At 63.4% G+C, this 26,260-nt stretch carries 25 protein-coding genes and 1 pseudogene; 12 read left to right on the forward strand and 14 right to left on the reverse strand.

Going from position 1 to position 26,260, the window contains the following annotated elements:
* Positions 1 to 98: 98 nt before the first annotated feature.
* The gene (locus CK226_RS02605; RefSeq protein WP_095791075.1) at positions 99 to 1,676 is read right to left on the reverse strand and encodes a trimethylamine methyltransferase family protein; all 1,578 of its coding nucleotides are present in this window, start codon (positions 1,674 to 1,676) and stop codon (positions 99 to 101) included.
* Between the two features lie 270 nt (positions 1,677 to 1,946).
* On the opposite strand from CK226_RS02605, the gene CK226_RS02610 reads away from it, so the two are divergent.
* The 8 genes and pseudogenes from CK226_RS02610 (at position 1,947) to CK226_RS02645 (ending at position 10,496) form a co-directional block, all read left to right on the forward strand.
* Entirely contained in the window at positions 1,947 to 3,854 is a 1,908-nt protein-coding gene (locus tag CK226_RS02610) for a phospholipase D-like domain-containing protein (protein ID WP_095790929.1), read from the forward strand.
* A gap of 59 nt (positions 3,855 to 3,913) precedes the next feature.
* Positions 3,914 to 4,214 (forward strand): annotated as a pseudogene (locus CK226_RS02615) (MFS transporter); the annotation flags it as partial.
* Positions 4,215 to 4,369: 155 nt separating this feature from the next.
* Entirely contained in the window at positions 4,370 to 5,497 is a 1,128-nt protein-coding gene (locus CK226_RS02620) for an MFS transporter (protein ID WP_245437629.1), read from the forward strand.
* 78 nt (positions 5,498 to 5,575) lie between these two features.
* A complete protein-coding gene (locus tag CK226_RS02625) occupies positions 5,576 to 7,639 on the forward strand; it encodes a prolyl oligopeptidase family protein (protein ID WP_095787444.1) in 2,064 nt (687 codons plus the stop codon).
* A gap of 68 nt (positions 7,640 to 7,707) precedes the next feature.
* Positions 7,708 to 7,833, forward strand: coding sequence for a capsid protein (locus CK226_RS02630; RefSeq protein ID WP_095790931.1), 126 nt, complete (start codon positions 7,708 to 7,710; stop codon positions 7,831 to 7,833).
* Between the two features lie 50 nt (positions 7,834 to 7,883).
* Positions 7,884 to 9,263 carry an aspartate aminotransferase family protein gene (locus CK226_RS02635; RefSeq protein WP_095790932.1) on the forward strand — a complete coding sequence of 460 codons (1,380 nt, stop codon included), beginning with the start codon at positions 7,884 to 7,886 and terminating at the stop codon, positions 9,261 to 9,263.
* 197 nt (positions 9,264 to 9,460) lie between these two features.
* The gene (locus CK226_RS02640) at positions 9,461 to 9,766 is read left to right on the forward strand and encodes a hypothetical protein (RefSeq protein WP_245437630.1); all 306 of its coding nucleotides are present in this window, start codon (positions 9,461 to 9,463) and stop codon (positions 9,764 to 9,766) included.
* A gap of 85 nt (positions 9,767 to 9,851) precedes the next feature.
* Positions 9,852 to 10,496 carry a cytochrome c oxidase assembly factor Coa1 family protein gene (locus CK226_RS02645; protein ID WP_095772929.1) on the forward strand — a complete coding sequence of 215 codons (645 nt, stop codon included), beginning with the start codon at positions 9,852 to 9,854 and terminating at the stop codon, positions 10,494 to 10,496.
* A 282-nt stretch (positions 10,497 to 10,778) separates the two neighbouring features.
* Here CK226_RS02645 and mmsB read toward each other — a convergent pair whose 3' ends face one another.
* The 3 genes from mmsB to CK226_RS02660 are packed head-to-tail and all read right to left on the reverse strand — an operon-like array spanning position 10,779 to position 13,277.
* On the reverse strand, positions 10,779 to 11,663 hold the full coding sequence (gene mmsB, locus CK226_RS02650) for a 3-hydroxyisobutyrate dehydrogenase (protein WP_095790934.1): 885 nt from the start codon (positions 11,661 to 11,663) through the stop codon (positions 10,779 to 10,781).
* Between the two features lie 57 nt (positions 11,664 to 11,720).
* Positions 11,721 to 12,089 (reverse strand): four helix bundle protein, encoded by a 369-nt coding sequence (locus tag CK226_RS02655; protein ID WP_095790935.1) that lies wholly within the window; start codon positions 12,087 to 12,089, stop codon positions 11,721 to 11,723.
* Positions 12,090 to 12,110: 21 nt separating this feature from the next.
* Positions 12,111 to 13,277, reverse strand: coding sequence for an isobutyryl-CoA dehydrogenase (locus CK226_RS02660; protein ID WP_095790936.1), 1,167 nt, complete (start codon positions 13,275 to 13,277; stop codon positions 12,111 to 12,113).
* 142 nt (positions 13,278 to 13,419) lie between these two features.
* Here CK226_RS02660 and CK226_RS02665 point away from each other — a divergent pair, with 142 nt between their 5' ends.
* The gene (locus CK226_RS02665; RefSeq protein WP_095790937.1) at positions 13,420 to 14,034 is read left to right on the forward strand and encodes a dimethylsulfonioproprionate lyase family protein; all 615 of its coding nucleotides are present in this window, start codon (positions 13,420 to 13,422) and stop codon (positions 14,032 to 14,034) included.
* Positions 14,034 to 15,509, forward strand: a complete 1,476-nt coding sequence (locus CK226_RS02670) for a cobyric acid synthase (protein ID WP_095772924.1) — start codon at positions 14,034 to 14,036, stop codon at positions 15,507 to 15,509. Before CK226_RS02665 ends, CK226_RS02670 begins: the two co-directional genes overlap by 1 nt.
* Before the next feature lie 3 nt (positions 15,510 to 15,512).
* Here the strand turns inward: CK226_RS02670 and CK226_RS02675 are convergent, their stop codons facing one another.
* The 4 genes from CK226_RS02675 to CK226_RS02690 form a co-directional block, all read right to left on the reverse strand.
* A complete protein-coding gene (locus tag CK226_RS02675; RefSeq protein WP_095772923.1) occupies positions 15,513 to 15,932 on the reverse strand; it encodes a VOC family protein in 420 nt (139 codons plus the stop codon).
* 72 nt (positions 15,933 to 16,004) lie between these two features.
* The gene (locus CK226_RS02680) at positions 16,005 to 16,835 is read right to left on the reverse strand and encodes an AraC family transcriptional regulator (protein WP_095791076.1); all 831 of its coding nucleotides are present in this window, start codon (positions 16,833 to 16,835) and stop codon (positions 16,005 to 16,007) included.
* A 101-nt stretch (positions 16,836 to 16,936) separates the two neighbouring features.
* Positions 16,937 to 17,107 (reverse strand): hypothetical protein, encoded by a 171-nt coding sequence (locus tag CK226_RS02685; RefSeq protein ID WP_095787449.1) that lies wholly within the window; start codon positions 17,105 to 17,107, stop codon positions 16,937 to 16,939.
* A gap of 51 nt (positions 17,108 to 17,158) precedes the next feature.
* Positions 17,159 to 17,944, reverse strand: coding sequence for a TSUP family transporter (locus tag CK226_RS02690; protein WP_095787450.1), 786 nt, complete (start codon positions 17,942 to 17,944; stop codon positions 17,159 to 17,161).
* A gap of 134 nt (positions 17,945 to 18,078) precedes the next feature.
* Between CK226_RS02690 and CK226_RS02695 the strand changes: the two genes are divergently transcribed.
* Positions 18,079 to 18,510, forward strand: a complete 432-nt coding sequence (locus tag CK226_RS02695) for a TerB family tellurite resistance protein (protein ID WP_027046940.1) — start codon at positions 18,079 to 18,081, stop codon at positions 18,508 to 18,510.
* A 14-nt stretch (positions 18,511 to 18,524) separates the two neighbouring features.
* Here the strand turns inward: CK226_RS02695 and CK226_RS02700 are convergent, their stop codons facing one another.
* From CK226_RS02700 to CK226_RS02720, 5 genes are all read right to left on the reverse strand, one after another.
* Positions 18,525 to 20,147: a dipeptide ABC transporter ATP-binding protein gene (locus CK226_RS02700; RefSeq protein ID WP_095790938.1), complete on the reverse strand. Its 1,623-nt coding sequence runs from the start codon at positions 20,145 to 20,147 to the stop codon at positions 18,525 to 18,527.
* Positions 20,144 to 21,013 (reverse strand): ABC transporter permease, encoded by an 870-nt coding sequence (locus CK226_RS02705; RefSeq protein ID WP_095787453.1) that lies wholly within the window; start codon positions 21,011 to 21,013, stop codon positions 20,144 to 20,146. The genes CK226_RS02700 and CK226_RS02705 overlap by 4 nt, the downstream gene beginning before the upstream one ends.
* Positions 21,010 to 21,957, reverse strand: coding sequence for an ABC transporter permease (locus tag CK226_RS02710; protein WP_095790939.1), 948 nt, complete (start codon positions 21,955 to 21,957; stop codon positions 21,010 to 21,012). The genes CK226_RS02705 and CK226_RS02710 overlap by 4 nt, the downstream gene beginning before the upstream one ends.
* Before the next feature lie 252 nt (positions 21,958 to 22,209).
* The gene (locus CK226_RS02715; protein WP_095790940.1) at positions 22,210 to 23,688 is read right to left on the reverse strand and encodes an ABC transporter substrate-binding protein; all 1,479 of its coding nucleotides are present in this window, start codon (positions 23,686 to 23,688) and stop codon (positions 22,210 to 22,212) included.
* A gap of 125 nt (positions 23,689 to 23,813) precedes the next feature.
* A complete protein-coding gene (locus CK226_RS02720; RefSeq protein ID WP_095790941.1) occupies positions 23,814 to 25,091 on the reverse strand; it encodes an acetylornithine deacetylase/succinyl-diaminopimelate desuccinylase family protein in 1,278 nt (425 codons plus the stop codon).
* Positions 25,092 to 25,311: 220 nt separating this feature from the next.
* Here CK226_RS02720 and CK226_RS02725 point away from each other — a divergent pair, with 220 nt between their 5' ends.
* A complete protein-coding gene (locus CK226_RS02725; protein ID WP_095772917.1) occupies positions 25,312 to 25,743 on the forward strand; it encodes a L,D-transpeptidase in 432 nt (143 codons plus the stop codon).
* A 276-nt stretch (positions 25,744 to 26,019) separates the two neighbouring features.
* On the opposite strand, the gene CK226_RS35435 is transcribed toward CK226_RS02725, so the two are convergent.
* Positions 26,020 to 26,253, reverse strand: coding sequence for a hypothetical protein (locus tag CK226_RS35435; protein WP_245437631.1), 234 nt, complete (start codon positions 26,251 to 26,253; stop codon positions 26,020 to 26,022).
* Positions 26,254 to 26,260 lie beyond the last annotated feature (7 nt).

Raw genomic sequence — 26,260 nt, forward strand, 5'->3', positions numbered from 1 at the left:
GGGGCACGCTCGCGCCCTTCCTCTCCCCCGTCGATCGGGGGAGAGGTGTCGAGCGCAGCTCGACGGAGTGGGGGTCGACTGTTCATCAACAACATTGATCAAAAATCGGTCGGCGCGCCGCCTTCGGCTGTGCGCTTCTGGACGAAGTCGTTGAGTTCCTCGCGGATCGCCGGATCCATGTAGGGTTCTTCATAGGACGCCAGTCGTTCCTTCCAGACCTTGTTGGCCTTTTCGAGCGCCGTCGGCGAGCCGGCTTCCGCCCAGGTCTCGAAATTGCGCCAGTCGGAAATGATGGGCGAATAGAAGGCGGTCTTGTAGCGGTCCTGCGTGTGCTGGGTGCCGAAGAAATGGCCGCCGGGGCCAACCGACTGGATGGCGTCGAAGCCGAGCGCCTCTTCGGACAGGTCGAGCGGGGTGAGGAATTCGGCCACCATCTGCAACAGGTCGATGTCGAGAATGGTTTTCTCGTAGGAGCAGCGCAGGCCGCCCTCGAGCCAGCCGGCGGCATGCATCATCAGATTGCCGCCGCCCTGGATGGCGCCCCATAGCGAGAACACGCTCTCATAGGCCGCCTGCGCGTCGACCGTGTTGGCGGCGCAGGTGTTGGAGGTGCGGTAGGGGATGTTGTAGCGGCGGGCAAGCTGGCCGCCGACAAGCTGCGCCTTCATATATTCGGGCGTGCCGAAGGCCGGTGAGCCTGACTTCATGTCGACATTGGAGGTGAAGCCGCCATAGCCGACGGGTGCTCCCTTGCGTACCATCTGGGCAAAGGCGATGCCGGACAGTGCCTCGGCATTCTGCTGCACCAGCGCGCCGGCAATGGTGACCGGCGCCATGGCGCCCGACAGGGTGAAGGGCGTGACGACAACGACCTGGCCCTTGCTCGACATCTGGATGATGCCTTCCATCATCGGCACGTCGAGCTTGAGCGGCGAATTGGTGTTGATGATGGTGAAGACGGACGGCTCCTCGAGCAGTTGCTCGTGGCTGATGCCGCGCGCGATCCTGGCGATCTCGATGCCATCGACATTGCGCTCCTTGCCGAGCGAATAAATGTGGAACACCTTGTCGGTCAGCGTGGCGAGGTCGCGGATGCATTCGAGGTGGCGCACCGACGGATGGATGTCGGTCGGTTCTACCGGATAGCCGCCGGTGCAATTCAGGATGTTGTGCATCTGCGCTAGGCGCAGGAAATTGCGGTAGTCCTGCTGGTTGCCGGGCCGTCGCCCGCGGTCGATGTCGGAGCAGTTGGGCGCCGACGCCATCATCGAGATGATCAGATTGTCGCCGCCAAAGCGCACATTATGCGCAGGGTTGCGGGCATGGATGGTGAATTCGGACGGGCAGTGCGAGACGAGTTCGAGGATCATGTCGCTGTCGAAGCGTACGCGCTCCGAGCCTTCGCGCACGTCGGCGCCATGCGCCTGCATGATGCGACGGGCTTCGTCGTGCAGGACGTCGACACCGATTTCCTTGAGTACGCGCAAGGAGGCGAGGTGGATCGATTCCAGCTCGTCTTCCGACACCAGCCTGGTCGGCGCCAGCGGGTTTTTCAACTGGCGGAAAGCCGGTTGCTCGAAGGCGGCCGAGCCTCCAGCGCGCTTTCCGGCGCGGCCGCCACGGCGGGCACGGTCGGGTGCCAGAGCCGGTTCCAAGGGGTTTAGGGCGGCGGTCATGATGGTCCTCGTAGGATGCGAATAGCGGCCGGCATAATGGACCGGCGACCCGCCAGCCATTGCGGAGGCGGCGACCACTAGGGCGAGGGAAGCGACATGCCTGAACGGCAGCCGCATGGCTGCGACATTGCCCGGTCCACAGCGTCGCGCCCGACGAGTGCCGAGCGCGATGGATATCGACGGGTCATACGTTACAGTATCGTCTTTTACTTCTGACATACTCGCTACTTCTGACATACTTGCGCGCCGAGTGTCTCTGGAGGGACAGCCATGCCTGACGTCGTCAAAGTGCGTGCCGCGACAAACAACGAAGTCGCGTTCCTTTCCTGGGACATAGACGGGATGATCCCGGGTTGCCTCGGTTTCGAGGTCGTTCGCCTCTATCCCGAGACAGGCGAGGAGCGCTGCCTGGCCTCCTGGGTGCCGTTCAAAGGGCAGCGCAATCCGAGATGGATCCCGCAGGATACCGGCGTCTGGCCGGTGCAGAAGACATTCTGGCGCGATCTCACCGTGCGGCGCCGGCGCGACAGCATTGACGTCAGGCCGGACGGCGAAATGATCGCCTACCGGGTGCGCCCGGTCGGCGACATGAAGCCAGGCCTCGATGCGGTGCCGGTGCGCCCTGATCAGATCGTCGACGGCAAACCCGCCTACACCGGCACGGCGCGCCCGCTCGGTTATCTCGGCAAGGGTGCGGTCAGCCCGCCGATCTATCTGGGTCAGATGTTCGGCAAGGCGCGGGTTGCCTTCACCAATGGCGTGCTGTCGACGCAATGGATGTCGCATGCGCTGCAGGAGGCCGGCATCAAGGTCGGGCAGCGCGACAAGATCAGGGCAGTGCTGCAGGACCCGACGAGCAATATACGGGCCTATCTGCATGGCGATGTTCCCGACGTGCTGACCAGCCTCCTGAAGCGGGCCAAGACCGAAGGCGGCACCGTCAGGCTCGCGCTCTATGAACTCGGTGACGACGAGCTGTGCGATGCCATCATCGCCGCCAAGGACGCCGTCGAGGTCATCCTTTCCAATTCGGGCAGGGACGACGAGACCAAGGCCTGGGATGCCGGCAATGCGCCATACAGGAAGCGCCTGCATGACGCGGGCGTCGTGGTGACGGACCGCCTGTTCAACAACAACCACATCGGCCACAACAAATTTGCCGTCTACCGCGATGCCCACGGCAAGCCGCAAGCAGTGATGACCGGCAGCACCAACTGGACGTCGACCGGTATCTGCGGACAGTCCAACAACGCCTTCATCCGCGACGATCCGGCGATGGCCGAGATCTTCGACGCCTATTGGCAGCGCATGAAGGCCGACGTCTTTCCGCCCCCGGCCTCGGAAAGTGCGGCCGGTCGTGTCGCGCAGACACAAGGCGTGCCGTTCCGCGGGGAGAACCACATGCCCAATCCGCTCAACGGCGCCACCGCAGCGCTGGACGGCATGACGGTCTGGTTTTCGCCCAACGACCCTGACCGCAACAAGAAGGACATCTCCGTGCGGCCGGTCGACCTCGCGGATGTGTTTGCCCGCATCAAAGCGGCGAAGCGGGCGGTGCTGTTCCTGGTGTTCAATCCCTCGCTGCTCGGCGACAACTCGATCGTCGACCAGGCCGTGGCGGCGGCCAAGGCCGATCCGAACCTGATCGTGCAGGGCGCGATCTCTGACGAAACCGCCATGCCCAACTATGTCGCGCCGACCAAGGATGCGGTCACACACAAGTCGAACAAGGACGGCAAGGCGCCGTTCGTCTATCCGGAGAAGGTCTGGGAAGCGCCGAACGTCTCCATCGTGCGTGCGGCAAACCTGACCGGCGCCACGATCGCCCGCGACTTCCAGGCGGAGGTGCTGACCGTCGGCCATGCGATCGTGCACGACAAGATCGTCATCATCGATCCGATGGAAGACAACGCCACCGTCATCACCGGCAGCCACAATCTCGGTTACAAGGCGTCCTACGAGAACGACGAGAACATGGTGATCGTCGAGGGCGACAAGACCTTCGCGGCCGCCTATGCCGTGCACATGCTTGACGTGTTCGACCACTACAAATTCCGCGCCTGGCGCAGGACAATCGGCAAGGGGCCTTCCGACGACGACGGGCTCAATATCGACGACAAGTGGTTGAAGCCATACGCCGACGGCAAGAAGGGCGCGATTGCCCGCTATTTCCCGTAGTGCCGCCGGGCCGGGGATCCGCCATTCATTCCAGTCCGCGGCCGCTCGGCCAGAGCCGCGCCTGCGCGGTGGCGACGGCAATCTGCGCGGCGCTGCTGCTCACCATGCCGTTGATCTGGGGCGGTGTTGCTGGCGATGCGCGCGGTCGGCTACAGCGTATATGCGATGGCATTGGTCGAACTCGGCAGCCGCTTCAAGGGCACGCTGCTCGTCACCGGCAATGCGGCCTTCGCCCTGCTGTGGGGCGTTGGCGGCATTGTCTGCCCGCCGGGTGCCGGTCAGCTGATGCAAGGCATCGGCCCGCTGGGCCTGCCCGTGGTGATCGCCGGTCTCGATGCGGTTCTGGTCGTCTTCGCCTAGTACCGCTCCTCGCAACGTCGAGCCTCCTGACATCGATCTGGCTGGAGCAAGCGCTTTCCGCCGGCGGGGCTTACCGCTGTCTGGCCGAACCGTTAATCCTGCCGGGTACCAACGGTAGCACCATGGCCGCGGCGGATTCGAAAACTGGCGAAGGAATGCAATGGGCGGCGATCACCGGCGTGATCGCGACCGTCTCGGTGTTCGCCATCGCGCAGGGCCTGTCCTATCCGCTGCTGAGCTTCATCCTGCAGCGCCAGGGCGTCTCGCCGGCGATGATCGGCCTGTCGGCTGCGATGACGCCGATCGGCTTCATCGTCTCGTCGCCGCTGATCCCGGGGCTGGCGCGGCGGTTCGGGGCGGGGCGCACGGCGCTTACTTGCGCCGCGCTCTCGGCCGTCGTGCTGGCGCTGATCGGCTGGACGCAGAATGTCTATCTGTGGTTTCCGCTGCGCTTCCTGATCGGCGCGGTGACCAATCCGCTCTATGTCTTGAGCGAAATCTGGGTAATTGCCCTTGCGCCGCCGGCCAGGCGCGGGCGCATCATGGGCGTCTATTCGACGATCATTTCGGCCGGCTTCGCGGCCGGCCCGCTCTGCCTGCTCGCCGTCGGTACGCAGGGATGGCCGCCCTTCCTCGTCGGTATTTGCGCCTTCGTGCTATGCGGCATGTGCCTGGCGTCGGTGCTGCCGCGCCTGCCGAAGGTGGACGAGGCCGGGCATCGGGTTTCCGTTCTGGGCTTCGTACCGATGGCCTGGCTGCTTCTGTTGGCGGTCATCGTGGCCGCGGGGTTCGAACAGGGGGCGCTGGCCTTGCTGCCGGTCTATGGTAACCACTATGGTATCGCGGAGGCCCGCATGTCGGCGCTGCTGTCGATGATGATCGCCGGCAACATTGCCATGCAGGTGCCGCTCGGCCTGCTGGCGGAGAGGCTGACCGCACGCCTGGTTCGGCTTGCCTGTGTTTCCTTGACCGTGGTCGGATGCGTGTTGCTGCCGCTTCTCATCGAAACGCCGCTGATCTGGCCGATGATCTTCGTCTGGGGCGCGGTCTCCTACGGCATCTACACGATGTCGATCATCGAGCTCGGCGAGCGTTTCACCGGCTCGACACTGGTCGCTGGCAACGCCGCCTTCTCGCTGATGTGGGGCGTCGGCGGCATAGCCGTGCCGCCGACGGCTGGCAGCGCCATGGATATACTGGGCGCGAGAGGCCTGCCGATCACGCTTTGCCTCATGTGCCTGGCCTTGGCGGTCGCGAGCCTCGCCGGTCGCGGCAAGGCCTAAATCCTTGGCTGCAACTCTTGAATATCGGGCGCGGCATGTCGATGTTGCTTGCCCAAGCATTGCCTATTTGGAGATTCCATGACCAAGCCCATCGCCAAGCCAGAAGCCGATACCGCGGACCCCTTCCTCTGGCTGGAGGACAGGACCAGCAAACAGTCGCTCGACTGGGTGCACGGCCAGAACGAGATCGCGATTGGCGAATTGCAGGGCGATCCTTCGTATCAGGCGTCGTTCCAGACGGCACTCGACCTGATGACGGCCGAGGACAACATCGCCGTCGGCGCGGCAATCGCCGGCCATGTCTACAATTTCTGGCAGGACAAGACCAATGCGCTCGGCCTGTGGCGCCGCACGACGGTCGCTTCCTACAAGACCGAGAACCCGGTCTGGGAAACGATCATCGATTTCGACCAGCTCGCGGCGAAGGAGGGGATAAAATGGGTGTTCAGCGGCGCCAGCCGGCTCTATCCGGACTTCAGCCGCTGCCTGCTCTCGATGTCGCCGGACGGCGGCGACGCCAGCGAGATGCGCGAATTCGACATTGAAACCAGATCGTTCATCGAGGGCGGGTTCCGTGCGCCGGCTTCCAAGTCGGGTTTCGGCTGGCTGGACAAGGACACGGTCATCGTCTCGGCGGCCTTCGAGGAATCCGACAAGACCGAGTCCGGCTATCCGCGTGTGATCAAGCTCTGGAAGCGCGGCACCAGCCTCGAAGACGCAACACCCATTTTCGAGGCGCAGAAAGACGATCTCGCCGCCGGCGCGGGCGTCGAGTTCGACGGCGACAAGCGTCACGTGTTTCTGGCGCGGGCAATCAATTTCTTCGCATCGCACAGTTTCCTGCATCTCCCGTCCGGTGAGAACAGGCGCATTCCGCTGCCCGACGACGCCACCGACACATCGCTTTTCAAGGACCAGCTGGTGTTCGGGGTGCGCACGCCCTGGACGGCGCCGGACGGCACGCTGTGCCAACCGGACGGGCTCTATTCGCTCGATTTCGCCCACTGGATCGAAACCGGCGGCTTGGGCACCATCGAAACCCTGCTGGCGCCGGCGCATCGCGTGTCCATCGCCGGGCTCGCCAGAACGCAGGACCGGCTGTTCATCAGCCTGATGGACAATGTGCGCGGCAAGGTTCTCGTTTGCGAGCGCAAGAATGGCGCCTGGTCTCTGAAGCCGGTCGCGTTGCCTGAGAACGGCACTGTCGGCATCAGCCATGCCGAGCACTTCGGCTCCAGCGTGTCCTTCTCCTTCACCGATTTCCTGACGCCAAGCTCGATCATCTGGTCGGATGACGATGGCGAGACGCTCGCCACGGTGAAGTCGCAGCCGGCGCGCTTCGATGCCGCGCCGCTGATCTCGGAACAGTTCGAGGCGCGCTCGAAGGACGGCACGATGATCCCATACTTCGTCGTCAGGCGGCGCGACCAGAAAGGACCGGTGCCGACGCTGCTCTACGGCTATGGCGGCTTCGAAGTGCCGCTCTTGCCCGGCTATGCCGGCGTGCGCGGCAGGCTGTGGCTGGAGAAGGGCAATGCCTATGTGCAGGCCTGCATTCGCGGCGGCGGCGAGTTCGGCCCGGCCTGGCATCAGGCGGCGCTGAAAGGCAATCGCCAGAACGGTTTTGACGATTTTGCCGCGGTGGCCGAGGACGTCGTCAGGCGCGGCATCGCGACGGCAGGCTCGCTCGGCATCCAGGGTGGCTCGAATGGTGGCCTGCTGACCGGCGTTTCGCTGACGCAGCGCCCGGACCTTTTCGGCGCCGTCATCATCGAGGTGCCGCTGCTCGACATGCTGCGCTACACCGAATTGCCGCCCGGCGCCTCATGGATGGCCGAGTATGGCGATCCGTCGAAGCCGGAGGACGCCAGGTGGCTGGCCGCCTATTCGCCCTACCAGCACGTCAAGGTGGGTGCCGACTATCCGCCGGTGCTGCTGACGACCTCGACCGCCGACGACCGCGTCCATCCCGGACATGCCCGCAAGATGGCGGCTCGTCTGCAGGAGGCCGGCCACGACAGGACACTGTTCTTCGAGGAGACCGAAGGCGGCCATGGCGGTCGGGGCGACCGCCGGCCGCAGGCGGCACAGACGGCGATGAAATATGTCTTCCTGCAGCGGGCACTGAGCGCCAAGGCTTAGAAGTATTCCGTCATGGGCCAGGCAAAGGGTGGTTCACCTCGGCCAGCCTTTGCTCTAAGGTGCCTGGCATGGCTCCTGCTATGACCTTTGCCTGCACGTTCGGGGTCGCGGTGACACCGTCACCGCGCACGCTGCGTGCGGAGCTTTTGCGGCTGTGCGCCCGCATCGGTTATTCGCCACCCGCCGCCCTCTGATGCATTCGCCCCGGCGCCAGCCGGACTGAATCCAGAGGAAAGATCCAGACATGACCTATCAGAATTATTCGCTGAAGCAGCTTCAGCAGATCGACGCCGCGCATCACCTCCATCCCTTCACCGACCACAAGGAATTGCGTGAGGCGGGTTCGCGCATCATCACCCGCGCCAATGGCCCGTTCATCTACGATTCCGAAGGGGTGGAACTGCTCGACGGCATGGCCGGCCTGTGGTGCGTCAACATCGGCTATGGCCGCGAAGAACTGGCCGAGGCCGCCTACGCCCAGATGAAGGAACTGCCTTACTACAATTCCTTCTTCAAATGCTCGACGCCGACGCCGGTGCTGTTGTCCAAGAAGCTGGCCGAGATCGCCCCGAAGAACGTCAACCAGGTGTTCTACGGCTCCTCCGGCTCGGAAGCCAACGACACCGCCTTGCGTCTTGTCCGCCACTACTGGGTGATCGAGGGCAAGCCCGAGAAGAACCGCGTCATCTCGCGCAAGATGGCCTATCACGGCTCGACCATCGCCGGCACCTCGCTCGGCGGCATGGACGCCATGCACAAGCAGCTCAACGGAGCGGTGCCCAACATCGTGCATGTGATGATGCCCTATGCCTATGAGCTGGCGCTGCCGGGCGAGAGCGACCATGATTTCGGCCTGCGCGCGGCCAAATCGGTCGAGGACGCCATCCTCGAGGCCGGGGCCGACAAGGTCGCGGCCTTCATCGGCGAGCCGGTAATGGGTGCGGGCGGCGTCAAGATCCCGCCGGCGAGCTACTGGCCTGAGGTGCAGCGCATCTGCCGCAAATACGATGTGCTGCTGATGCTGGACGAGGTCATCACCGGCTATGGCCGCACCGGCGAATGGTTCGCGGCACAGACCTTCGGCATCGAACCGGACACCATCACCACCGCCAAGGCGCTGACCTCGGGCTATCAACCGCTGTCGGCGCTGCTGGTCGGCGACCGCATCACCTCGACGCTGGTCGAGAAGGGCGGCGAGTTCAACCATGGCTACACATATTCCGGCCACCCCGTGGCCTGCGCGGTGGCCTTGAAGAACCTCGAGATCATCGAGCAGGAAGGCCTGGTCGATCGTGTCAGGAACGAAACTGGGCCTTATTTCGCCAAGGCGCTGCAGGAGCGTATCGCCGGGCATGATCTGGTCGGCGAGGTACGCTCGATCGGGCTGATGGGCGCGATCGAGATCGTCAAGGACAAGGCGACCAAGGAACGGTTCCTGCCGTCGGGAAGTGCCGCGGTGACGGTGCGCGACCATGCCATCGCCAACGGCATGATGCTGCGCGCCACCGGCGACACGATGATCCTGTCGCCGCCGCTGATCTGGACCCGCGACACGATCGACATGGCCTGCGAGCGGATCCGCAAGGCGCTGGATCTGGCGCAGGCCGATCTGCGCAAGCGGTAAGGCGAACCTCGACCGGGCGTTTCTTCAGGGGAACGCCCGGCCTCGAGAAACATGCTGCCCGATGGGGAACAAACGTTATCCTCCGCGCGTAGTGTGTCCGGCAGCAGCCATCCGGCCGCGACAAGGGGTTCATTTCCATGACAAAAACCGGCAAGAGCCGACGCGCGCAAGAAGCAGCCAGCATCGGCGCTGACCTGATGCTGGCGCCGCTGGTGGCGATGATGCGCCTGCCGTTGATGGCCATGGACAGCGGCAGCAGCCAGCCCTGGAGCACCGAAACCGCGCGTGCGGTGAACGAGAAGACCGCGGCAATCGCCGAGGGCGCGTTCGCGGCGCAAATGTCCTTCCTGCAATCGGCATCGCGATTCTGGCCGGAACTCCTTTCCGGTCGCACGCCGTCGCTGTTCAACGGCGTCGCGGCGGAACGGTCGATCAGCGCCGCGCTCAAGCCCGCCAGCCGCGCGGTGAAGGCGAATTTTCGCCGGCTGTCGGCAAAGGCTTGAAATAGACCCTGCGGAACTTTGATTTTGCGCATTGTCGAAATCATGGTCTAGAACCAATCGGTATAAGCACCGATGGGGGGACATCATGGCCGGACAACCGCTCAACCAGCCGGCTGAAATCCCGGCCGAGCTCGACCGCTGGAATTGGGGCGCCTTCTTCCTCAACTGGATCTGGGGCATCGGCAACAGCACCTTCATCGCGCTGCTGGCACTGATCCCGGTCGTCAACCTCGTCATGATCTTCGTGCTCGGAGCACGCGGCAGCCGCTGGGCCTGGCAGAACCGGGCCTGGCGCGACGCCGAGCAGTTCCGCAAGACGCAGCGCAACTGGGCAATAGCCGGCCTGGCTGTCTGGGTGCTCAGTATCGGGGGCTGTGCGACGGCGGTCGGCAGCATCCCCTTCATGTTCAAAGGCAGCGACGCCTACCACATGACCATGGATGCCGTGCGTTCCGATACCCGCGTCAAGGCTGCCATTGGCGACGACGTGACCGACAATTTCTGGGTCGGCGGCCATCTCAACGTCAGTGCGAACGGCACGGGCGACGCCCAGTTCAGCATTCCCGTCCACGGCGCCAAGGGCAAAGCCACCGTGTTATCCCATCTGGTCCGCAATGCCGGCACGTGGAGCATCCGCCTGCTTGTGGTCAGGGTCGATGGAGTGGACGCGCCGATTGTGCTGACCAACGAAGATCATGTGCCAATCCCGAACGCGGCGATCGGAATATAGACATCGGGGAGAAGTGGGTGCGGCAGAAATGCAAAAACCGCGCTCCATCGGGAACGCGGCTTTGCCAGATACGCATGGCGTTTCGCTACGCAAACACTTGGCGAAACTTACGGGCTCCGGTACGCGAGACCTGATCCGGAGCGCCGGGCGGATGCGATATGTCCGCCTCGCAGTCCGTTTTATAGGGACATCGTTACCGCAGAGTTATCGAGAGCTTAAGCAAATCTAAATTTGCGGTTCTTCTGCCGGGTTGATCTGGAAAAAACCCATCAAGTCCGCTGGTTACGCTGGGTTGCCCCTGAGAAAATTAATTATGCCGGAGAAATCGGCGCCGCCGTACCCCTGGGCGTTGAACAGGGCGTAGAGCTGTGCCGCCTCGGCGCCAAGTGGGGTCACCGCGCCCGCGCTCAGTGCGGCTTCCTGGGACAATTTCAGGTCTTTCAGCATAAGGGCAGCGGCGAAGCCCGGCTTGTAATCCCTGTTGGCGGGTGAAGTGGGCACCGGACCGGGCACCGGGCAGTAGGTGGTCAAGGACCAGCATTGGCCCGAAGAGGTCGAGGCGACCTCGAACAGCGCCTGATGCGACAGGCCGAGCTTTTCGGCCAGCACGAAGGCCTCGGCGACGCCGATCATCGAAATGCCGAGGATCATATTGTTGCAGATTTTCGCCGCCTGGCCGGCACCGTCGCCGCCGCAATGGACGATGCGCCCGGCCATCGGCTTCAGGATCGGCTCGGCGGCGGCGAAGGCATCGGTGGAGCCGCCGGCCATGAAGGTCAGCGTGCCGGCCGCCGCACCGCCGGTGCCGCCCGAGACGGGCGCGTCGATGGAGAGCAGGCCGTGTTTGGCGGCAATCGCATGCGCCTTGCGCGCCGACTCGACGTCGATGGTCGAGGAATCAATGAACAGCGCGCCTTTTTTTGCCTTGGGCGCGATGTCTTCATAGACCGACAGCACGTGCTTGCCGGCAGGGAGCATGGTGATGACGACATCGGCATCTTTGACTGCCGCGATGGCGTTGGCCATCACCGTCACGCCATGCTCCCTTGCGACCGTAAGGTTCTCCGGCATGAGATCGAAGCCTAGAACCGCATGCCCGGCCTTTACCAGATTGGCGGCCATCGGATTGCCCATGTTGCCGAGGCCGATGAAGGCGATTGTGGTCATTGTGACGCTCCGTGGTTGGGTAAGGCCGTAGGCAGTAGGCAGTAGGCAGTAGGGACTTTATTCTGGGGCAAGTTTGATAATGAGTTGGCGAAGCATTTTTCCAAGACCCTCGGTCGCCAATAGCATCTGATGAGCCTGATCATGCGTGGCGAGGCCAATGCGTTCAGCGATCTGGAGGTGTGTCTCGAACTCCTTCCGTGAGCCTTGGGCTATCCCGAGAAATTGCTGATAGGAGCCTCTGTTGTCGCGGCCGTAGCCCTCAGCGATGTTGGCAGGGATAGAGGTTGCAGAGCGGCGGATTTGGCTGGTCAGGCCATACATTTCTTCTTTTGGCCATGTCTTGGTCAAGGAGTAGGTGGCGACGGCCAGATCCATTGCCTGCTGCCAAACGATAAGATCCTTGTAAGAATTGATCTTGCCGATCATCTCTTGCCTACTGCCTACTGCCTATCGTCCGATCAACGCGCGCGCGATAATGACGCGCATGATCTCGTTGGTGCCTTCGAGGATCTGGTGGACGCGCAGGTCCCGCACCAATTTCTCGACGCCGTAATCGTGCAGATAGCCGTAGCCGCCGAGCAGTTGCAGCGCATCGTTGGCGACGTTGAAGCCGGTGTCGGTGACGAAACGCTTGGCCATGGCAGACCATTTGCCGGCGTCCGGCGCCTTGCGGTCGAGCTTGGAGGCGGCGGCATAGAGGAAGATGCGCGCTGCCTGCAGCTCGGTCTCCATGTCCGCCAGCCTGAACTGCAGCGCCTGGAACTGGTTGATCTTCGAGCCGAAGGCCTTGCGCTCGGCGGTGTAGGACAGCGCCTTGTCGAGCGCCGACTGGGCGCCGCCCAGCGAACAGGCGGCGATGTTCAGCCGGCCGCCATCGAGCCCGGCCATGGCGATGCCGAAGCCGGCGCCTTCACCCGACAAGAGGTTTTCCGCCGGCACCTTGCAGTCCTCGAAGATGACCTGGCGGGTCGACTGCATGTGCCAGCCCATCTTGTGCTCGTTGGCGCCGAAGGAGAGGCCAGGCGCATCTTTCGGTACGACGATGGTGGAGATGCCTTTCGGCCCGTCGGCGCCCGTGCGCACCATGACGGCATAGACATCGCTGTCGCCGGCGCCCGAGATGAATTGTTTGGCGCCGTTGAGGACATAGTCGCCGCCGCTCTTGACCGCGCGCGTCTTGAGCGCCGCGGCATCCGATCCGGAGCCCGGCTCGGTCAGGCAATAGCTCGCCAGCCATTCCATCGAGGTGAGCTTCGGCAGGAAGCGCTGGCGCTGCTCGTCGTTGCCGAAGCGGTCGATCATCGAGGCCACCATATTGTGGATCGAGATGAAGGACGAAAAGCCCGGGTCGGCATGTGACAATGCCTCGAAGATCAGCACGGCGTCGAGGCGGCCGAGCGCGGAGCCGCCGACATCGTCCCTGACGTAGATGCCGCCGAGGCCGAGCGGCCCGGTCTCGCGGATCACATCGGCCGGGAAATGCTTCCTGCGATCCCAGTCGAGCGCATTCGGCGCGACGCGGTCGGCGGCGAACGCCTGCGCCATCTCCTGGATGGCGCGCTGTTCCTCGTTGAGTTCGAACTGGCTGGTGCTCGCATCGACCGCGGCGTCCATGGCGTTCTCTCCCTATATGCCAGCTGGCCCACTGGCCTGTCGTTTTTGGCTTTGCGCGCGCATCAATCTAGACCAATGATGCCGCCGCGCAACCCGACCCGCTGCGGAGCGGCTGTGCACCAATGCATGTCCGGAGCGAGATGTGACGACAAAATTCGATGAGCTGCTTCGGCAATTCCACGCCTATCTCACTTCTGTGGACAATGCCCTGGTGCGCGACGCCGTGGCCCGCATCGGCTGGGACATGCCGGCCCGCGCGCTGGAGCCGCATAGGATCAGCTGCGTGCGCCATCTCGACCGTGCCGCCGAACTGGCGCCGCCTGCCGCCAAACCATTGGTGCAATGGCTGACGGAGCATCGCAACGGATTGCACTGGGGGCAGACCTACACCGAGGCGGATTTCAGCAAGGCCTTCATCGACAATTATGGCTGGCTGGAAGTGTTCGGTACGCGCGGCCTTTTCGCCAATGACGAAGTGGCCGCCGGCCTGCTGATCCTTGGGCCAGACATTGTCTATCCCGACCATCATCACGACGCCGAGGAGATCTACATTCCGCTGACGGGCGGCACGGAATGGCGCATGGGCGAGGGCGGTTTTCGAGTGCGGGAGGCGGGCGAGGTCGTCCACCACGCCTCGAATGTCAACCACGCCATGCGAACCGGCACCGAACCGCTTTTGGCGCTCTACATCTGGCGCGGCGGACCACTGGCGCAGAAATCCACTATCACTGGACCCGCCACGCAGGGCCGAATCTGATGGCCAGGGCAATCATGCTGCAAGGCACCGGTTCGGATGTCGGCAAGACGGTGCTGGTCGCCGGCCTGTGCCGCGCCGCGAAGAAGCGTGGCCTGAAGGTGCGGCCGTTCAAGCCGCAGAACATGTCGAACAACGCCGCCGTCGCGGATATTCCGGGCGACAACAACCATGGCGGCGGCGAGATCGGCCGCGCGCAGTGGCTGCAGGCGATCGCTTGCGGCGTGGCACCATCGGTCCACATGAACCCGGTACTGTTGAAACCGCAGACCGATGTCGGCGCCCAAGTCATCGTGCAGGGCAAGGTGTTCGGTGAGGCGCGCGCGCGCGACTACCAGGCGCTGAAGGCCAAGCTGATGGATGCCGTACTCGACTCCTGGGGCAAGGTCGGCGAGGGCGCCGATCTGGTCATCGTCGAGGGCGCGGGCTCGCCGGCCGAAATCAACCTCCGCAGCCGCGATATCGCCAATATGGGCTTTGCCACGCGTGCCGACGTGCCGGTTGTGCTGGTCGGCGACATCGATCGGGGCGGTGTCATCGCCTCGGTCGCCGGCACGCATCTGATCCTGCCGGAAGAGGACCGGCGCATGATCGTCGGCTATCTCATCAACAAGTTCCGGGGCGATGTTTCGCTGTTCGATGACGGTTTGAAGGCGATCGAGAAATTCACCGGCTGGCGCTGTTTTGGCGTCGTGCCGTGGCTGAAGGCGGCGGCGCGGCTGCCGTCGGAGGATTCGGTGGTGCTCGAGCGGCTGGCATCCGGCGAGGCGCGGGCGCTTAAAATAGCGGTGCCGATGCTTGGCCGCATCGCCAATTTCGACGACCTCGACCCGCTCAAGGCCGAACCGCAGGTCGAGGTGGTGTTCGTGCCGCCTGGGAAACCGCTGCCGGCCGATGCCGGGCTGGTGGTCATTCCCGGCTCCAAATCGACGATCGGCGATCTCCTGAAATTCCGCGAGAATGGCTGGGACCGGGATCTTGCCGCGCATCGCAAGCGCGGCGGCCATGTCGTCGGCATTTGCGGCGGCTTTCAGATGCTTGGCCGCAGGGTGCGCGATCCCGACGGCATCGAAGGCAGCATCACCGAGGCCGAAGGGCTTGGCCTGCTCGATATCGAAACGGTGATGGAACCGGAGAAGACGGTGCGCAATGTCAGCGCGCATTCGGTCCAGTTCGACCTGCCGCTCGAAGGCTACGAAATCCATCTCGGCCGCACCACCGGCCCGGACACGATGCGGCCGTCGGCGATCATCAATGGCGTTGCCGACGGTGCGATCTCGGCCGACGGCAAGGTGTCAGGCACCTATATGCACGGTCTGTTCGGTGCCGACGCCTTTCGCGGAAAATTCCTCGAAAGCCTCGGCATCAAGGGCGGCGGCATCGACTACCGCGCCGAAGTCGAGCGGGCGCTGGACGACGTCGCGGCCGAGTTGGAGACCCATCTCGACTGCGACGCGATTTTTTCGCTGGCTAGGTAGGACCTATGCCCTTTCCCCGGCCTTCGGCCAGTAGGTGCCGAACGACCAGACATTGCCTTCCGGATCACGGCAGATGAATTCGCGGCTGCCATAATCGCGCTCGGTCAGTTCCTGGATGATCGTGGCGCCGGCTTTCCTGGCCCTGGCATAGGCGGCATCGGCATCATCGACGGCGATATAGATCGACTTGCCGCCACCGGTGCCGGGTTCGCCGACCATCTTGCCGTAATCGTCATCGCGCGCGCTGCCCAGCATGATCATCGAGGTGCCGAAGACCAGCTCGGCATGGTGCACGACATCGCCTTCACCATAGCGGGCACGGACGCTGAAGCCGAAGGCTTCGCAGAGCCAGTCGATCATTTTCGCCGCGTTTTTGTAACGCAAGGCAGGGTAGAGGCGAGGGGCTTCAGTGGCGGTGGGCATGGGAACCTCCTTGATCTGAGTTGGCCGATAACCCACTCTGTTCCATGGCCGGTCCAGCGTCTTGAAGAAATGTTACCTGACCGAGAGCGCCGTCGGCGCGTCGCCTGCAAGGTCGCGGAATTCGCGCACCATGTGCGCCTGGTCGGCATAGCCGCAATCGGCGGCGATATCGGCCCAATCGGCAGTCTGCCGCCGTGACAGGCCGAGCGCCCGGTTGAAGCGGACGATGCGCGACAGTGTCTTCGGACCGATGCCGATCGCATTGGAAAAGCTGCCGGCGAGATGCTTTCGGCTCCAGCCCAGTTTTTCGGCGATGGAGGAAATGCGGACCCGGCCGCCGGAAGCGATGATGCGGTCATACGCCCAGGCGATTTCCAGCGGCGTTTCGGCGGCGCGCTCAAGCCGGGCGGTGACGAAGGTTTCTGCAAGCTCGAAACGCGATGCCCAGTCCGACGCATTGCCGAGCCGTTCGCGCAGTGCCGTCCCCTCGGCGCCCAGCACGTCGTCGAGGACGACCATGGTGTCGGTGAGTTCGCTCATCGGCAAGCGGAAGAAACGGCGCGCTCCAAGCGGCGTGAAGTTGACCTGGATGCAGCAGGCGGCGCCGAAGGATTCGATCATCACGGGTCCGGCAAAAAGCCCGGCGGCGAAACTGGCGAAGCGGTCATTGTCGCCAGGCGTCCTGCCGAGGCCGATGGCGAAAGGCTCGGCGAAGCTGATCACCAGCGGCACGGTCAGTGATGCGTATTCGACATTGCGGAAATGGCCTGCCGCTGTTTCGCGATAGCCACAAATATCGGTGACGATGCCGTCAAGCGCCGGATCAGGAAGACGCCGGCGCATCTCGAAGCGCCCTGCGACGGAGCGGTCCTGTTCCTCCCGGCGCTGCATCTCGATCGGCATGGCCATCCTTCCGCCGGGACAAATCTATCAGCCGTCGGCCGGAATCAAAAGCGCCCGGCTTTTGGCCGGGCGCTCTCCGTCCCCACTTCAAGGGAAACCTGTCAGGCGCCGCGCATCAGGCAGCCGGCGGCGAGCACGATGTAGGCAATGAGAACTATCCACACCGATGCGAGCGGGATGAACGCAAGAAGGCCAAGCGCGGCGAGAATGCCGATGATGGCGATGACCAGGGAAATGATGAAAACGATCTGGGTAGGCGCGCTGAGATTCATGTGTGGCTCCTCCAACATGATTCGAACAGCGCCATAGTAACAGGCGCGTGATCACACACCAATCAGGACACGCAGCGGGTTGGCCGGATCGGCCAGCAGCTTTACGGCCAGCGCCAGGCAGACGATCACCAGCAGCGGCTTGATCAGTCTGGCGCCGATGCGCATGGCGAGGCTCGCGCCGACGCGGGCACCGAGGAACTGGGCAACGCCCATCATCAGGCCGATCTTCCAGGAGATGACGCCGACAGCGGCGAAGACGATGAAGCCGCCGATGTTGGAAGCGAAGTTGAGCAGCTTGGTGTGCGCCGTCGCCTTGAGCACGCCGTAGCCGGCAAGGGCGACGAAGGCCAGCATATAGAAGGAGCCGGCGCCCGGACCGAACAGGCCGTCATAGAAGCCGATCGCCGGCACCAGGGTCAGTCCGAACAGGAATGGCGACAGGCGCTCGGCCCGGTCGACATCGTTCATGTTGGGCTTGAGCGCGAAATAGAGGGCGATGGCGATCAGCACCAGGGGCAGCAGGGCGCGCAGGAGATCGCCCGGAACGATGGTGGCCAGCAAGGCCCCAATGACACCGCCTGCAGCCGCCAGCAGCGCCGACGGCAATTGCCGGCGAAGATCGACATGGCCCTTGGAGGCATAGTGGATGGTCGCCGAGCCGGAGCCGAACATGCCTTGCAGCTTGTTGGTCCCAAGCGCTTCGACCGGCGAGAAGCCGGCAAGCAAAAGCGCCGGAATGGTGATCAGCCCACCGCCGCCGGCAATAGAATCGACAAAGCCCGCCGCAAAGGCGGCGAAGGCGAGCATGACGATTGTCTGGGTGGTGAGATCGATCATCTGATGTGAGGAGGCGTCCGGTCGGCGGGATAACGCGTTCGACCACGACAGCCCTGTTTGCGCAAGGCCGATTCCGCGCTACCTCTATCCAAGCGCAATGCGCTTGGATTTGGTTAACCCGGAAAGAGACTCTGATGGCATTCGCATTGCTGGACCAGATACGCTCCATCTTCGACGGCGACCCGGGCGTGCGCAAGGTTGCCGACGATCCTGTCCTGTCGGCGGAGCTGCTGATGCTTTTCCGTATGATCCTGGCCGACGGGACGGTCAGCGAGAGCGAGATGGTTGCCTTCCGGCGGATCTGCAAGGACGCCTTCGGCATCCAGGAAACCAGCATCGACGCCGTCATCGAATATCTCAACGAGTTCGGCTACGAGACCAATGGCTCGCAGGCGATCGCGCTGTTTCGCGACCTCGATGTCGAACGGCGCAAGCAATTGGCCCAGCACATGGCTGAGATCGCCAAGGCGGATTCGCAACTGGCCGAGAGCGAGGTGCGCCTCTTGCGCCGCACGCTCGACCTGCTCGACATCAGCCCGGTCGATGTGGTGAAGCCGGAAGAGTAGGTTCTTTCACCCGCTCAGCCTTGCTCTTGCATCTTCCGGGCGATCGCCCGATGCAGGTCCGGCGCGGCAGCGACGAGCGCCTGTGCCGCTTCTGATTGCGGATGATCGAGCACCTCGGTCGTCTTGCCACGCTCGACGATCTTGCCGTCATGCATCACCAGCACCTCGTCCGTGATGGCGCGGGCGACAGTCAGGTCATGGGTGATGAAGAGATAGGCGATACCGAGTTTTTGATTGAGCTCGGCGAACAGATCGAGGATTTGCGCGCGGATCGAGACATCGAGCGCCGAGACCGGCTCGTCAGCGACGACCAGCTTGGGGCGGGTGATGATAGCGCGGGCGATCGACAGGCGCTGGCGCTGGCCGCCGGAAAATTCGTGCGGGTATTTATCCATGTCGCGCTGGTCGAGGCCGACCTCATGCAGCGCATGTGCAACCATCTCGCGGCGCTCGGCGCGCGTCGGTTTTTTCTCCAGCACGTGCAGCGGCTCGGCAACCAGTTTCTCGACCTTCTGGCGCGGATCGAAGGAGCCGTATGGGTCCTGGAAGACAACCTGCATGTCGCGCCTGGCGGGTTTTAGCTCGACTTCGCTCTTGCCGGTAATGGTCTCGCCGCGAAACCGGATCGTGCCCGAACTCGGTCGATCCAATGCCAGGATCATGCGGGCGAGTGTTGACTTGCCGCAGCCGGAGCGGCCGACCAGCGCCACCGACTGGCCCGGCTGCATCGACAGCGAGACATCGTCGACGGCGCGGATAGGGGCTGCCCGTTTGAGCAGGGAACTGCGCCGCCCGGGGTAGTCGCGGGTCACGCCTTCGACCTGGATCAGGGGCTTGCCCTGACTTGTATCGTGCGTTCTGGCGCGTGCCGGCACATGCATCGAGGCCTGCGCCAGCTGGCGTGTGTAGGGGTGGAGCTGTTCGGACAGCGTGCGGGCGGTGTCGCCGGCCTCCATCACCTCGCCGCGGCGCAGGATGGTGATGCGATCGGCCATCTCGGTCACCACGGCGAGGTCGTGCGAGATCAGGAGCAGACCCATGCGGCTCTCCGCGACAAGGTCGCGCAGGAGGCCGAGGATCTGCGCCTGCAGCACCACGTCGAGCGCCGTCGTCGGCTCGTCGGCAATCAAGAGCTTCGGCTTCAGCGCGCATGCGATGGCGATGACGACGCGCTGGCGCTGGCCACCGGAGAGTTCGTGCGGATAGCGCGACAGCGGGAATTTCGCTTGCGGCAGGCCAACGCGGTCGAGCATTTGTCGCGCCCGCTCTTCAGCCGCCGCGCGTGTGACCTTGGTATGCCAGCGTATGCCTTCGGCGACCTGCTCGCCGATGGTCTTCACTGGATTGAGAGCTGTCATCGGCTCCTGGAACACCATGCCGATGTCGTCGCCGCGCAGCGCGCACATCTGGTCCTCGGTTGCCGCCAGGATGTCGATGCCGTCGAAGGTGACGCGCCCGGTGGCGCGCGCTGCATGCGGTAAAAGCCGCATCGCCGTCAGCGCGGTCATCGACTTGCCGGAGCCGGATTCGCCGACCAGCCCCATCACCTCGCCGGGGGCGACGGAAAGCTCCATCCCCTTCAGGATCTGCGTGTCGCCGATGGTCAGCGACAGACTGTCGATTTCCAGCAGGCTCATCGCTGCCGCCGCGATTTCGGGTCGAGAATGTCGGCGATGCCGTCGCCCAGGAGATTCAGGCCGAGCACGGTGATGACGATCGCCATGCCGGGGAAGATCGCCATCCACGGCGCCACCACCATGCGCGTCTGGGCGTCGAACAGCATGCGGCCCCAGCTCGGCATTGGCGGCTGCGCGCCGAGGCCGAGATAGGAAAGCCCGGCTTCGGCGAGGATGCCCAGCGCGAACTGGATGGTGCCTTGCACCAGGAGTAGCGTGGCGATGTTGGGCAGCACGTGTTCGATCGATATCTGCGTGCTGCTTTTTCCCGCGGCGCGCGCGGCCAGGATGAACTCGCGCGGCCAGATCGCCAGCGCGCCGGCGCGGGCGACGCGGGCAAAGACCGGGATGTTGAAGATGCCGATTGCGATGATGGCGTTGACGGCGCCCGGCCCGAAGATGGCTGTTATCATGATGGCCGACAGCAGCGCGGGAAAGGCGAACACGAGATCGTTGACGCGCATCAGCGCCTCGTCGACGAGGCCGCCGCGCGCGGCGGCAAAAGCGCCGAGCGGCACGCCGACACCCATGCCGATGCCGACCGCGACCAGCGCCACGGCGATCGAATTGCGGGCACCGACCATGATCATCGACAGGATGTCGCGGCCGAAATGGTCGGTGCCGAACCAGTGTGCCAGCGAGGGGCCTTGCGTCTTGTCGGCTATGATCAGCTTCGTCACATCGTAAGGCGTCCAGAGGTAGGAGATGACAGCCATCACCAGGATAAGCACGGTGATGACGAAGCCGGTGACGAAAGCCGTGTTCCGGAACGCCTTGGCCAGGATGCCGCTGAGCGTCTCCTCGGGGATGTCGATGTGCAGGGTCATTGCCGGCTTCTCAGGCGTGGATCGACGACCGCGTAGGAAAGGTCGACGACGAGGTTGACGGCAATGACGGCGGCGACCAGCAACATGACGACGCTTTCGACGACGATCAGGTCGCGCTGGGTGATCGCCTGGAACACCAGCCGGCCGAGACCAGGCAGATAAAAAACATTCTCGATGATGATGGTGCCGGCGAGCAGGAAGGCGAATTGCAGGCCAAGAATGGTCAGGACCGGGATCATGGCGTTGCGCAATGCATGCCGCCACAGCACGGTGCGATAGGGCAGGCCCTTGGCGCGGGCGGTGCGGATATAGTCCTCGTTCAGCACCTCGATCAGTGCCGAGCGGGTGACGCGCGCCAGGATGGCCGCCTGCGGCAAGGCAAGCGCCACCGCCGGCAGCAGCAGCGATTTCAGTGCAGGCGATATGCCAGCGCTCCAGCCGGGAAAGCCGCCGGCAGGCACCAGCCGCAGCCAGACGGCGAAGACATAGATCAGCATCAGCGCGAACCAGAAATTCGGCACGGCAACGCCAAGCTGTGCCGCGCCCATTGAAATCGTGTCGCCGGCCCGGCCGCGCCGGCTGGCGGAAAACAGGCCGACCGGAATGGCGATGATCGTGGAGAGTGCAAGCGCGATCAGCGCCAGCGGCAGCGAGACGGCAAGCCGTTCACGCACGAGATCGATGACCGGCACCGAATAGGTATAGGAGCGGCCGAAATCGAGGCTGAGCAGGCCGCCGGCCCAGTGCAGGTAGCGCAAGAGCAGGGGCTGATTCAGCCCCATCTGGTTGCGCAAGAGTTCGACCTGGTCGGCGCTGGCGTTCATGCCCAACATCAGCCGCGCCGGGTCGCCCGGCAGGATTTCCAGCACGGCGAACACCACGATGGAGGCCAGCACCAGCGTGGCAAGCGAGATGGCGAGGCGCTTGAGGAGGTAGGCGGTCATGGACACGGGACGAGAGAGGTATCGTCATCCTGGGGCGAAGCAGGAGCGAAGCTCCGTCGCGTAGACCCCAGGATCCATTCCGTAACAGAGGTCGAACAGCGCGACGGTCCAGAACCAGCCTCGCGCCTCAATGTTTCCACTGCAACGTCTCCCAGATTCTGCACCGCGAGGGCGCTCGTAAGTCACGGAATGGATCCCAGGGTCTGCACAGTCGCAGCGCGCCTGCTCCGCCCCAGGATGACGAAACGAACCTCACTCGCTCCACTTCACCTTGGTCAGGTCGTTGGCAGGTATCGGTGCGCTTTCCCACAACCCTTGCAGCTTGGCGTCCCAGACCCCGACCTTGGGCAATTCGTAGAGGAAGCCGACCACGGCATCGTCGGCCAGAATCTTCTGCGCCTGGGCATATAATTCCTTGCGCTTGGCCTCGTCGGACGTCAGTTCCAGATCTGCGATCACCTTTTTGAAGGTGGGGTTGTCGTAATTGAAGTAGTAGTCCTTGCGGGCATAGATATCGATGTCGTTGGGCTCGGTATGGGAGACGATGGTCAGATCGTAATCCTTCTTGGTGAACACCTGGTCCAGCCACTGCGCCCACTCGACGGGGATGATCTCGAGGTTGATGCCGACATCGCGGAGTTCCGAGGCGATGATCTCGCCGCCGAGCCGTGCATAGGTCGTCGGCGGCAGCTTCAACGTGGCCTTGAAGCCGTTCTCCAGTCCTGCTTCCTTCAGCAGTTGCTTGGCCTTGGCCACGTCGTGCGGATAGTGGCCGGTGAGGTCGACATAATATTTGTTGGCCGGCGACATATGCGAGCCGATCGGCAGGCCGAGCCCGGCCGAGGCGCCGTCGATGATCGCCTTGCGGTCGAGCGCGTAGGAGATCGCCTGTCTCACCTGCAACTTGTCGAAGGGCGGCTGCTTGTTGTTGATCGACAGGATGGTCTCGCCTTCGGTCGCGCCGACCACCACCTTGAAGCGCGGATCATCCTTGACCTGGGAGACGCTGTCGGGATCGAAGAAGGGGAAGGCCTGTATGTCGCCGGAAAGCAGCGCCGGCACCGCCGCCGCGGCATCGGGAACGATGCGGAACTCGACCTTTTCGAGGAAGACAGGGGCGCCCCAGTAGTGATCTGATTTCAGCAGCGTGATCGATGAGCCCTTGGCCCAACTCTCGAACTTGAACGGGCCGGTACCAACAGGCTTTTCCTTGTTGGTGTCGGCGGATTTCGGCGACACGATCACCGCGTCGCCCCAGCCCATATTGTAGAGGAACGAGCCTTGCGGGTGGGTCAGCGTCACCTTCACGGTGGCGGGGTCGACCACGTCGACCTCGTCGATGGCGGCAAAGAGCTGCTTTTGCGCGTTGACGGAGTTTTCCGCGCGGGCACGGTCGAGCGAAAATTTCACGTCGTCGGCGCTGAAATCGGCGCCATCGTGGAATTTCACGCCGGTGTGCAGCTTGAAGGTATAGATCTTGCCGTCATCGGAAATGGTCCAGCTTTCGGCGAGATCCGGCAAGACTTCGCCATTGGGGCCGATCCGGGTCAGGCCCTCGAACACATTGGCGTAGGTGACCTCCCTAATTGCCGCGGCCGCTCCCGCCGTCGGGTCGAGATGCGGGGGTTCAAGCGGAATGCCGATGACGAGATCGGTCCGGGCGGCAAACGCCGAAGTGGCGGTTGCGACCGCCAGCACGGCAGCGGCCAGAAGGGTCTTCCAAAGTTTCATCGCTGAACTCCCGATATGCTCAAATGCTCAAGCCTGGGGGATAGAAGCGTGATTTCGCACGGGAGTAAATTGCGTTTCGTGCTGTCGCGCCGCGCCAGGAGAAATGTTTTTGCGCCGCGGGCCGATCATCCGGTTGTGCCGCGCAGCAGCACGTTGAGGCCGATCGCCATCACCTTTGCCGATTCCACCATGTCCTCTATGCCGACCCACTCGTCCGGCCGGTGGGCGAGATCGAGAATGCCGGGCCCATAGGCGATGCAGTCGTAGATGTGGCCGATGCGGGCAATGTGCTTCTGGTCGTAGGTGCCGGGCGAAATGACGTAGTCGGGCTCGCGGTCGAAGATCGCATGAATGCCTTGCGCCACCGCCTTGACCACCGGCGCGTCGCGCTCGGTCATCAACGGCAGCACTTCCATCAGGTCGCGGATCTCATAGTCGAATTTTTTGCGCTCGCGCTTCAGCCGCTCGAGAATGCCGGTCACTTCGCCTTTGACCGTGGCGAGGTCTTCCTCGAGCAGGAAGCGGCGGTCGATGGTCAGCCGGCAGGAATCGGGCACGTTGGGCGAAGGCAGGCCAGGCCGAAAATCCTCGGTCTGGCCGCCATGGATGGAATTAATGTTCATGGTCGAGCGCCTGGCGCCTTCGGGCACGACCGGCATGCGCGTTATCTTGCGATCGAGCGCCGGGAACAGCTCGTCCTCGAACGCCCTGAGCACGGCACCCATATGGCGCACCGCATTGTCGCCGAGAAACGGCATTGAGCCGTGCGCGATCTCACCCTTGGTCTCGATCTCCGCCCACCAGACGCCGCGATGGCCAAGGCAGATTCGGTCCTTGTTCAACGGCTCGGGGATGATGACGTGGTCGACCCTGGGTTTGGAGAAATAGCCGAGCCCGGCCAGATGGGCGACACCGCCAAAGCCGCCGGACTCCTCGTCGACGGTGCCGGATATCTCAATGGCGCCGGGAAAGTCGGGATAGACCTCCATGAAGGCTTCGGCGGCGATGATCGACGCGGCCAGGCCGCCCTTCATGTCGCAGGCGCCGCGTCCATAAACCCTGCCGTCCCTGACGATGCCGGCAAAGGGATCGACGGTCCAGCCGTCGCCGGCCTCGACCACGTCGATATGCGAGTTGAAATGGACGCAGGCGCCGGGCGACCGGCCGTCGAAGCGGGCCACGACATTAACGCGCGGGTAGCGATCAGTGTCGCCGGGCGTGCCTTCGGCGCGAATGAATTCGGTTTCAAAACCACGCTTCCTCAGCCGCGCGCCGACATATTCGGCGCATGGCCGGTAGGCCTCGCCGGGCGGATTGATGGTCGGGAAACGGATCAGGTCAGCGGTCAGCGCGACGACATCGTCGCGCCTGTCATCGATTGCTTGCAGGAGTCGCTCGTTCATCAGGGGAGTTGAGCAACGAACGACGTTGCATTGCAAGCCCGCCGGCAATCAAGCCGGTGCGGCGTGTCGTTGCGGCAACTATCGCGGGAAATCGTTCAAATTCGCTGCTTTGGATTGGCGAATTGATCAAGGAGTGTGTGCTAGCTGTTCACTGCCATTAAAAAGGTGAAAAACAACGTGATGGCAAGAAGGCAAGGGGCAATCAAAGGGGTTTGATCGCATGAGGAAGTTCTTTCTCGTAGCAGCGGCGATGTTGGCAACCGCGCTGTTTGGTACGCCGTCCGCAAGTTACGCGGCAATGTTGGAAGCAAATATCGACGTGTCGTCGCAGACGATGACGGTACGGTACGGCTCGGAGGTCTATCGCTGGGTCGTGTCGACTGCCCGTCCGGGCTATTTCACGCCGCGTGGCACGTATCGGCCGCAGCGGACCGCACGGATGTGGTATTCGCGCAAATACGAAATGTCGCCGATGCCTTATTCGGTGTTCTTCCATGGCGGCTATGCCATCCATGGGACGGGCGCCGTCAGGCAACTCGGCCGTCCGGCCTCGCATGGCTGCGTGCGGCTGCACACGGCCAATGCCGCGACGTTCTATGCCATGGTGCGGGAAGTGGGCTTCGGCAACACGCGCATTGTCGTGACGAACTAGCAGCACGCGCGAATTCTCGTTGCCGGGCCGGAGCCCGGCGCGAGACATTCCACTGACGGCAACAACAATCGGCCAAGGTTTACCTGTTCCGAGATTGAGGGCTATTGCCGAGGGATAAGGGGTGTGCTTTCCATGCCAATGTCTGACTGAGGACAATCGGCAGTATCGGGCGGTTTGAATTATTAGGAGTAGCTTAAATATTGCCGGCTGATCAATCGGTTCGCCGGAAACCTGCCGTTGCGTGCCGTTTGCTGGAATTGACAGATGCATCCCCAGTCACAGATGGACGATCGTCTTCCCAGTCGGCCCGCCGGGGTGCTCATTCTTGGCGGGGCGCACGGGACGCTGGCGCTGGCCAGAAGCTTCGGCGCTCGGAAAGTGCCTGTCTGGCTGGTGAGCAACGACACGCCGTTGCCCGGCTTTTCGCGATATGCCCGGCGGACAATGACGTGGCCCGGCCCCGACGATGGTGGTGCCGTCGCCTTCCTGCTCGATCTGGCCAAGGTTCATGGGCTGG

It is taken from the genome of Mesorhizobium sp. WSM4311, assembly GCF_002295115.1.
GTDB lineage: Bacteria > Pseudomonadota > Alphaproteobacteria > Rhizobiales > Rhizobiaceae > Mesorhizobium.

What these genes read in the sequence shown, in the direction of transcription:
- CK226_RS02720 (WP_095790941.1), bottom strand. Translation starts at nt 25,091, where the DNA reads ATGAACGAGCGACTCCTGCAAGCAATCGATGACAGGCGCGACGATGTC.
- CK226_RS02660 (WP_095790936.1), bottom strand. Translation starts at nt 13,277, where the DNA reads ATGGACGCCGCGGTCGATGCGAGCACCAGCCAGTTCGAACTCAACGAG.
- CK226_RS02605 (WP_095791075.1), bottom strand. Translation starts at nt 1,676, where the DNA reads ATGACCGCCGCCCTAAACCCCTTGGAACCGGCTCTGGCACCCGACCGT.
- CK226_RS02725 (WP_095772917.1), top strand. Translation starts at nt 25,312, where the DNA reads ATGAGGAAGTTCTTTCTCGTAGCAGCGGCGATGTTGGCAACCGCGCTG.
- CK226_RS02695 (WP_027046940.1), top strand. Translation starts at nt 18,079, where the DNA reads ATGGCATTCGCATTGCTGGACCAGATACGCTCCATCTTCGACGGCGAC.
- CK226_RS02690 (WP_095787450.1), bottom strand. Translation starts at nt 17,944, where the DNA reads ATGATCGATCTCACCACCCAGACAATCGTCATGCTCGCCTTCGCCGCC.
- CK226_RS02630 (WP_095790931.1), top strand. Translation starts at nt 7,708, where the DNA reads ATGGCTCCTGCTATGACCTTTGCCTGCACGTTCGGGGTCGCGGTGACA.
- CK226_RS02640 (WP_245437630.1), top strand. Translation starts at nt 9,461, where the DNA reads ATGCTGGCGCCGCTGGTGGCGATGATGCGCCTGCCGTTGATGGCCATG.
- CK226_RS35435 (WP_245437631.1), bottom strand. Translation starts at nt 26,253, where the DNA reads ATGAACCTTGGCCAGATCGAGCAGGAAGGCGACGGCACCACCATCGTC.
- CK226_RS02635 (WP_095790932.1), top strand. Translation starts at nt 7,884, where the DNA reads ATGACCTATCAGAATTATTCGCTGAAGCAGCTTCAGCAGATCGACGCC.
- CK226_RS02670 (WP_095772924.1), top strand. Translation starts at nt 14,034, where the DNA reads ATGGCCAGGGCAATCATGCTGCAAGGCACCGGTTCGGATGTCGGCAAG.
- CK226_RS02700 (WP_095790938.1), bottom strand. Translation starts at nt 20,147, where the DNA reads ATGAGCCTGCTGGAAATCGACAGTCTGTCGCTGACCATCGGCGACACG.
- CK226_RS02710 (WP_095790939.1), bottom strand. Translation starts at nt 21,957, where the DNA reads ATGACCGCCTACCTCCTCAAGCGCCTCGCCATCTCGCTTGCCACGCTG.
- CK226_RS02675 (WP_095772923.1), bottom strand. Translation starts at nt 15,932, where the DNA reads ATGCCCACCGCCACTGAAGCCCCTCGCCTCTACCCTGCCTTGCGTTAC.
- CK226_RS02685 (WP_095787449.1), bottom strand. Translation starts at nt 17,107, where the DNA reads ATGAATCTCAGCGCGCCTACCCAGATCGTTTTCATCATTTCCCTGGTC.
- CK226_RS02680 (WP_095791076.1), bottom strand. Translation starts at nt 16,835, where the DNA reads ATGCCGATCGAGATGCAGCGCCGGGAGGAACAGGACCGCTCCGTCGCA.
- CK226_RS02705 (WP_095787453.1), bottom strand. Translation starts at nt 21,013, where the DNA reads ATGACCCTGCACATCGACATCCCCGAGGAGACGCTCAGCGGCATCCTG.
- CK226_RS02625 (WP_095787444.1), top strand. Translation starts at nt 5,576, where the DNA reads ATGACCAAGCCCATCGCCAAGCCAGAAGCCGATACCGCGGACCCCTTC.
- CK226_RS02610 (WP_095790929.1), top strand. Translation starts at nt 1,947, where the DNA reads ATGCCTGACGTCGTCAAAGTGCGTGCCGCGACAAACAACGAAGTCGCG.
- CK226_RS02645 (WP_095772929.1), top strand. Translation starts at nt 9,852, where the DNA reads ATGGCCGGACAACCGCTCAACCAGCCGGCTGAAATCCCGGCCGAGCTC.
- mmsB (WP_095790934.1), bottom strand. Translation starts at nt 11,663, where the DNA reads ATGACCACAATCGCCTTCATCGGCCTCGGCAACATGGGCAATCCGATG.
- CK226_RS02655 (WP_095790935.1), bottom strand. Translation starts at nt 12,089, where the DNA reads ATGATCGGCAAGATCAATTCTTACAAGGATCTTATCGTTTGGCAGCAG.
- CK226_RS02620 (WP_245437629.1), top strand. Translation starts at nt 4,370, where the DNA reads ATGCAATGGGCGGCGATCACCGGCGTGATCGCGACCGTCTCGGTGTTC.
- CK226_RS02715 (WP_095790940.1), bottom strand. Translation starts at nt 23,688, where the DNA reads ATGAAACTTTGGAAGACCCTTCTGGCCGCTGCCGTGCTGGCGGTCGCA.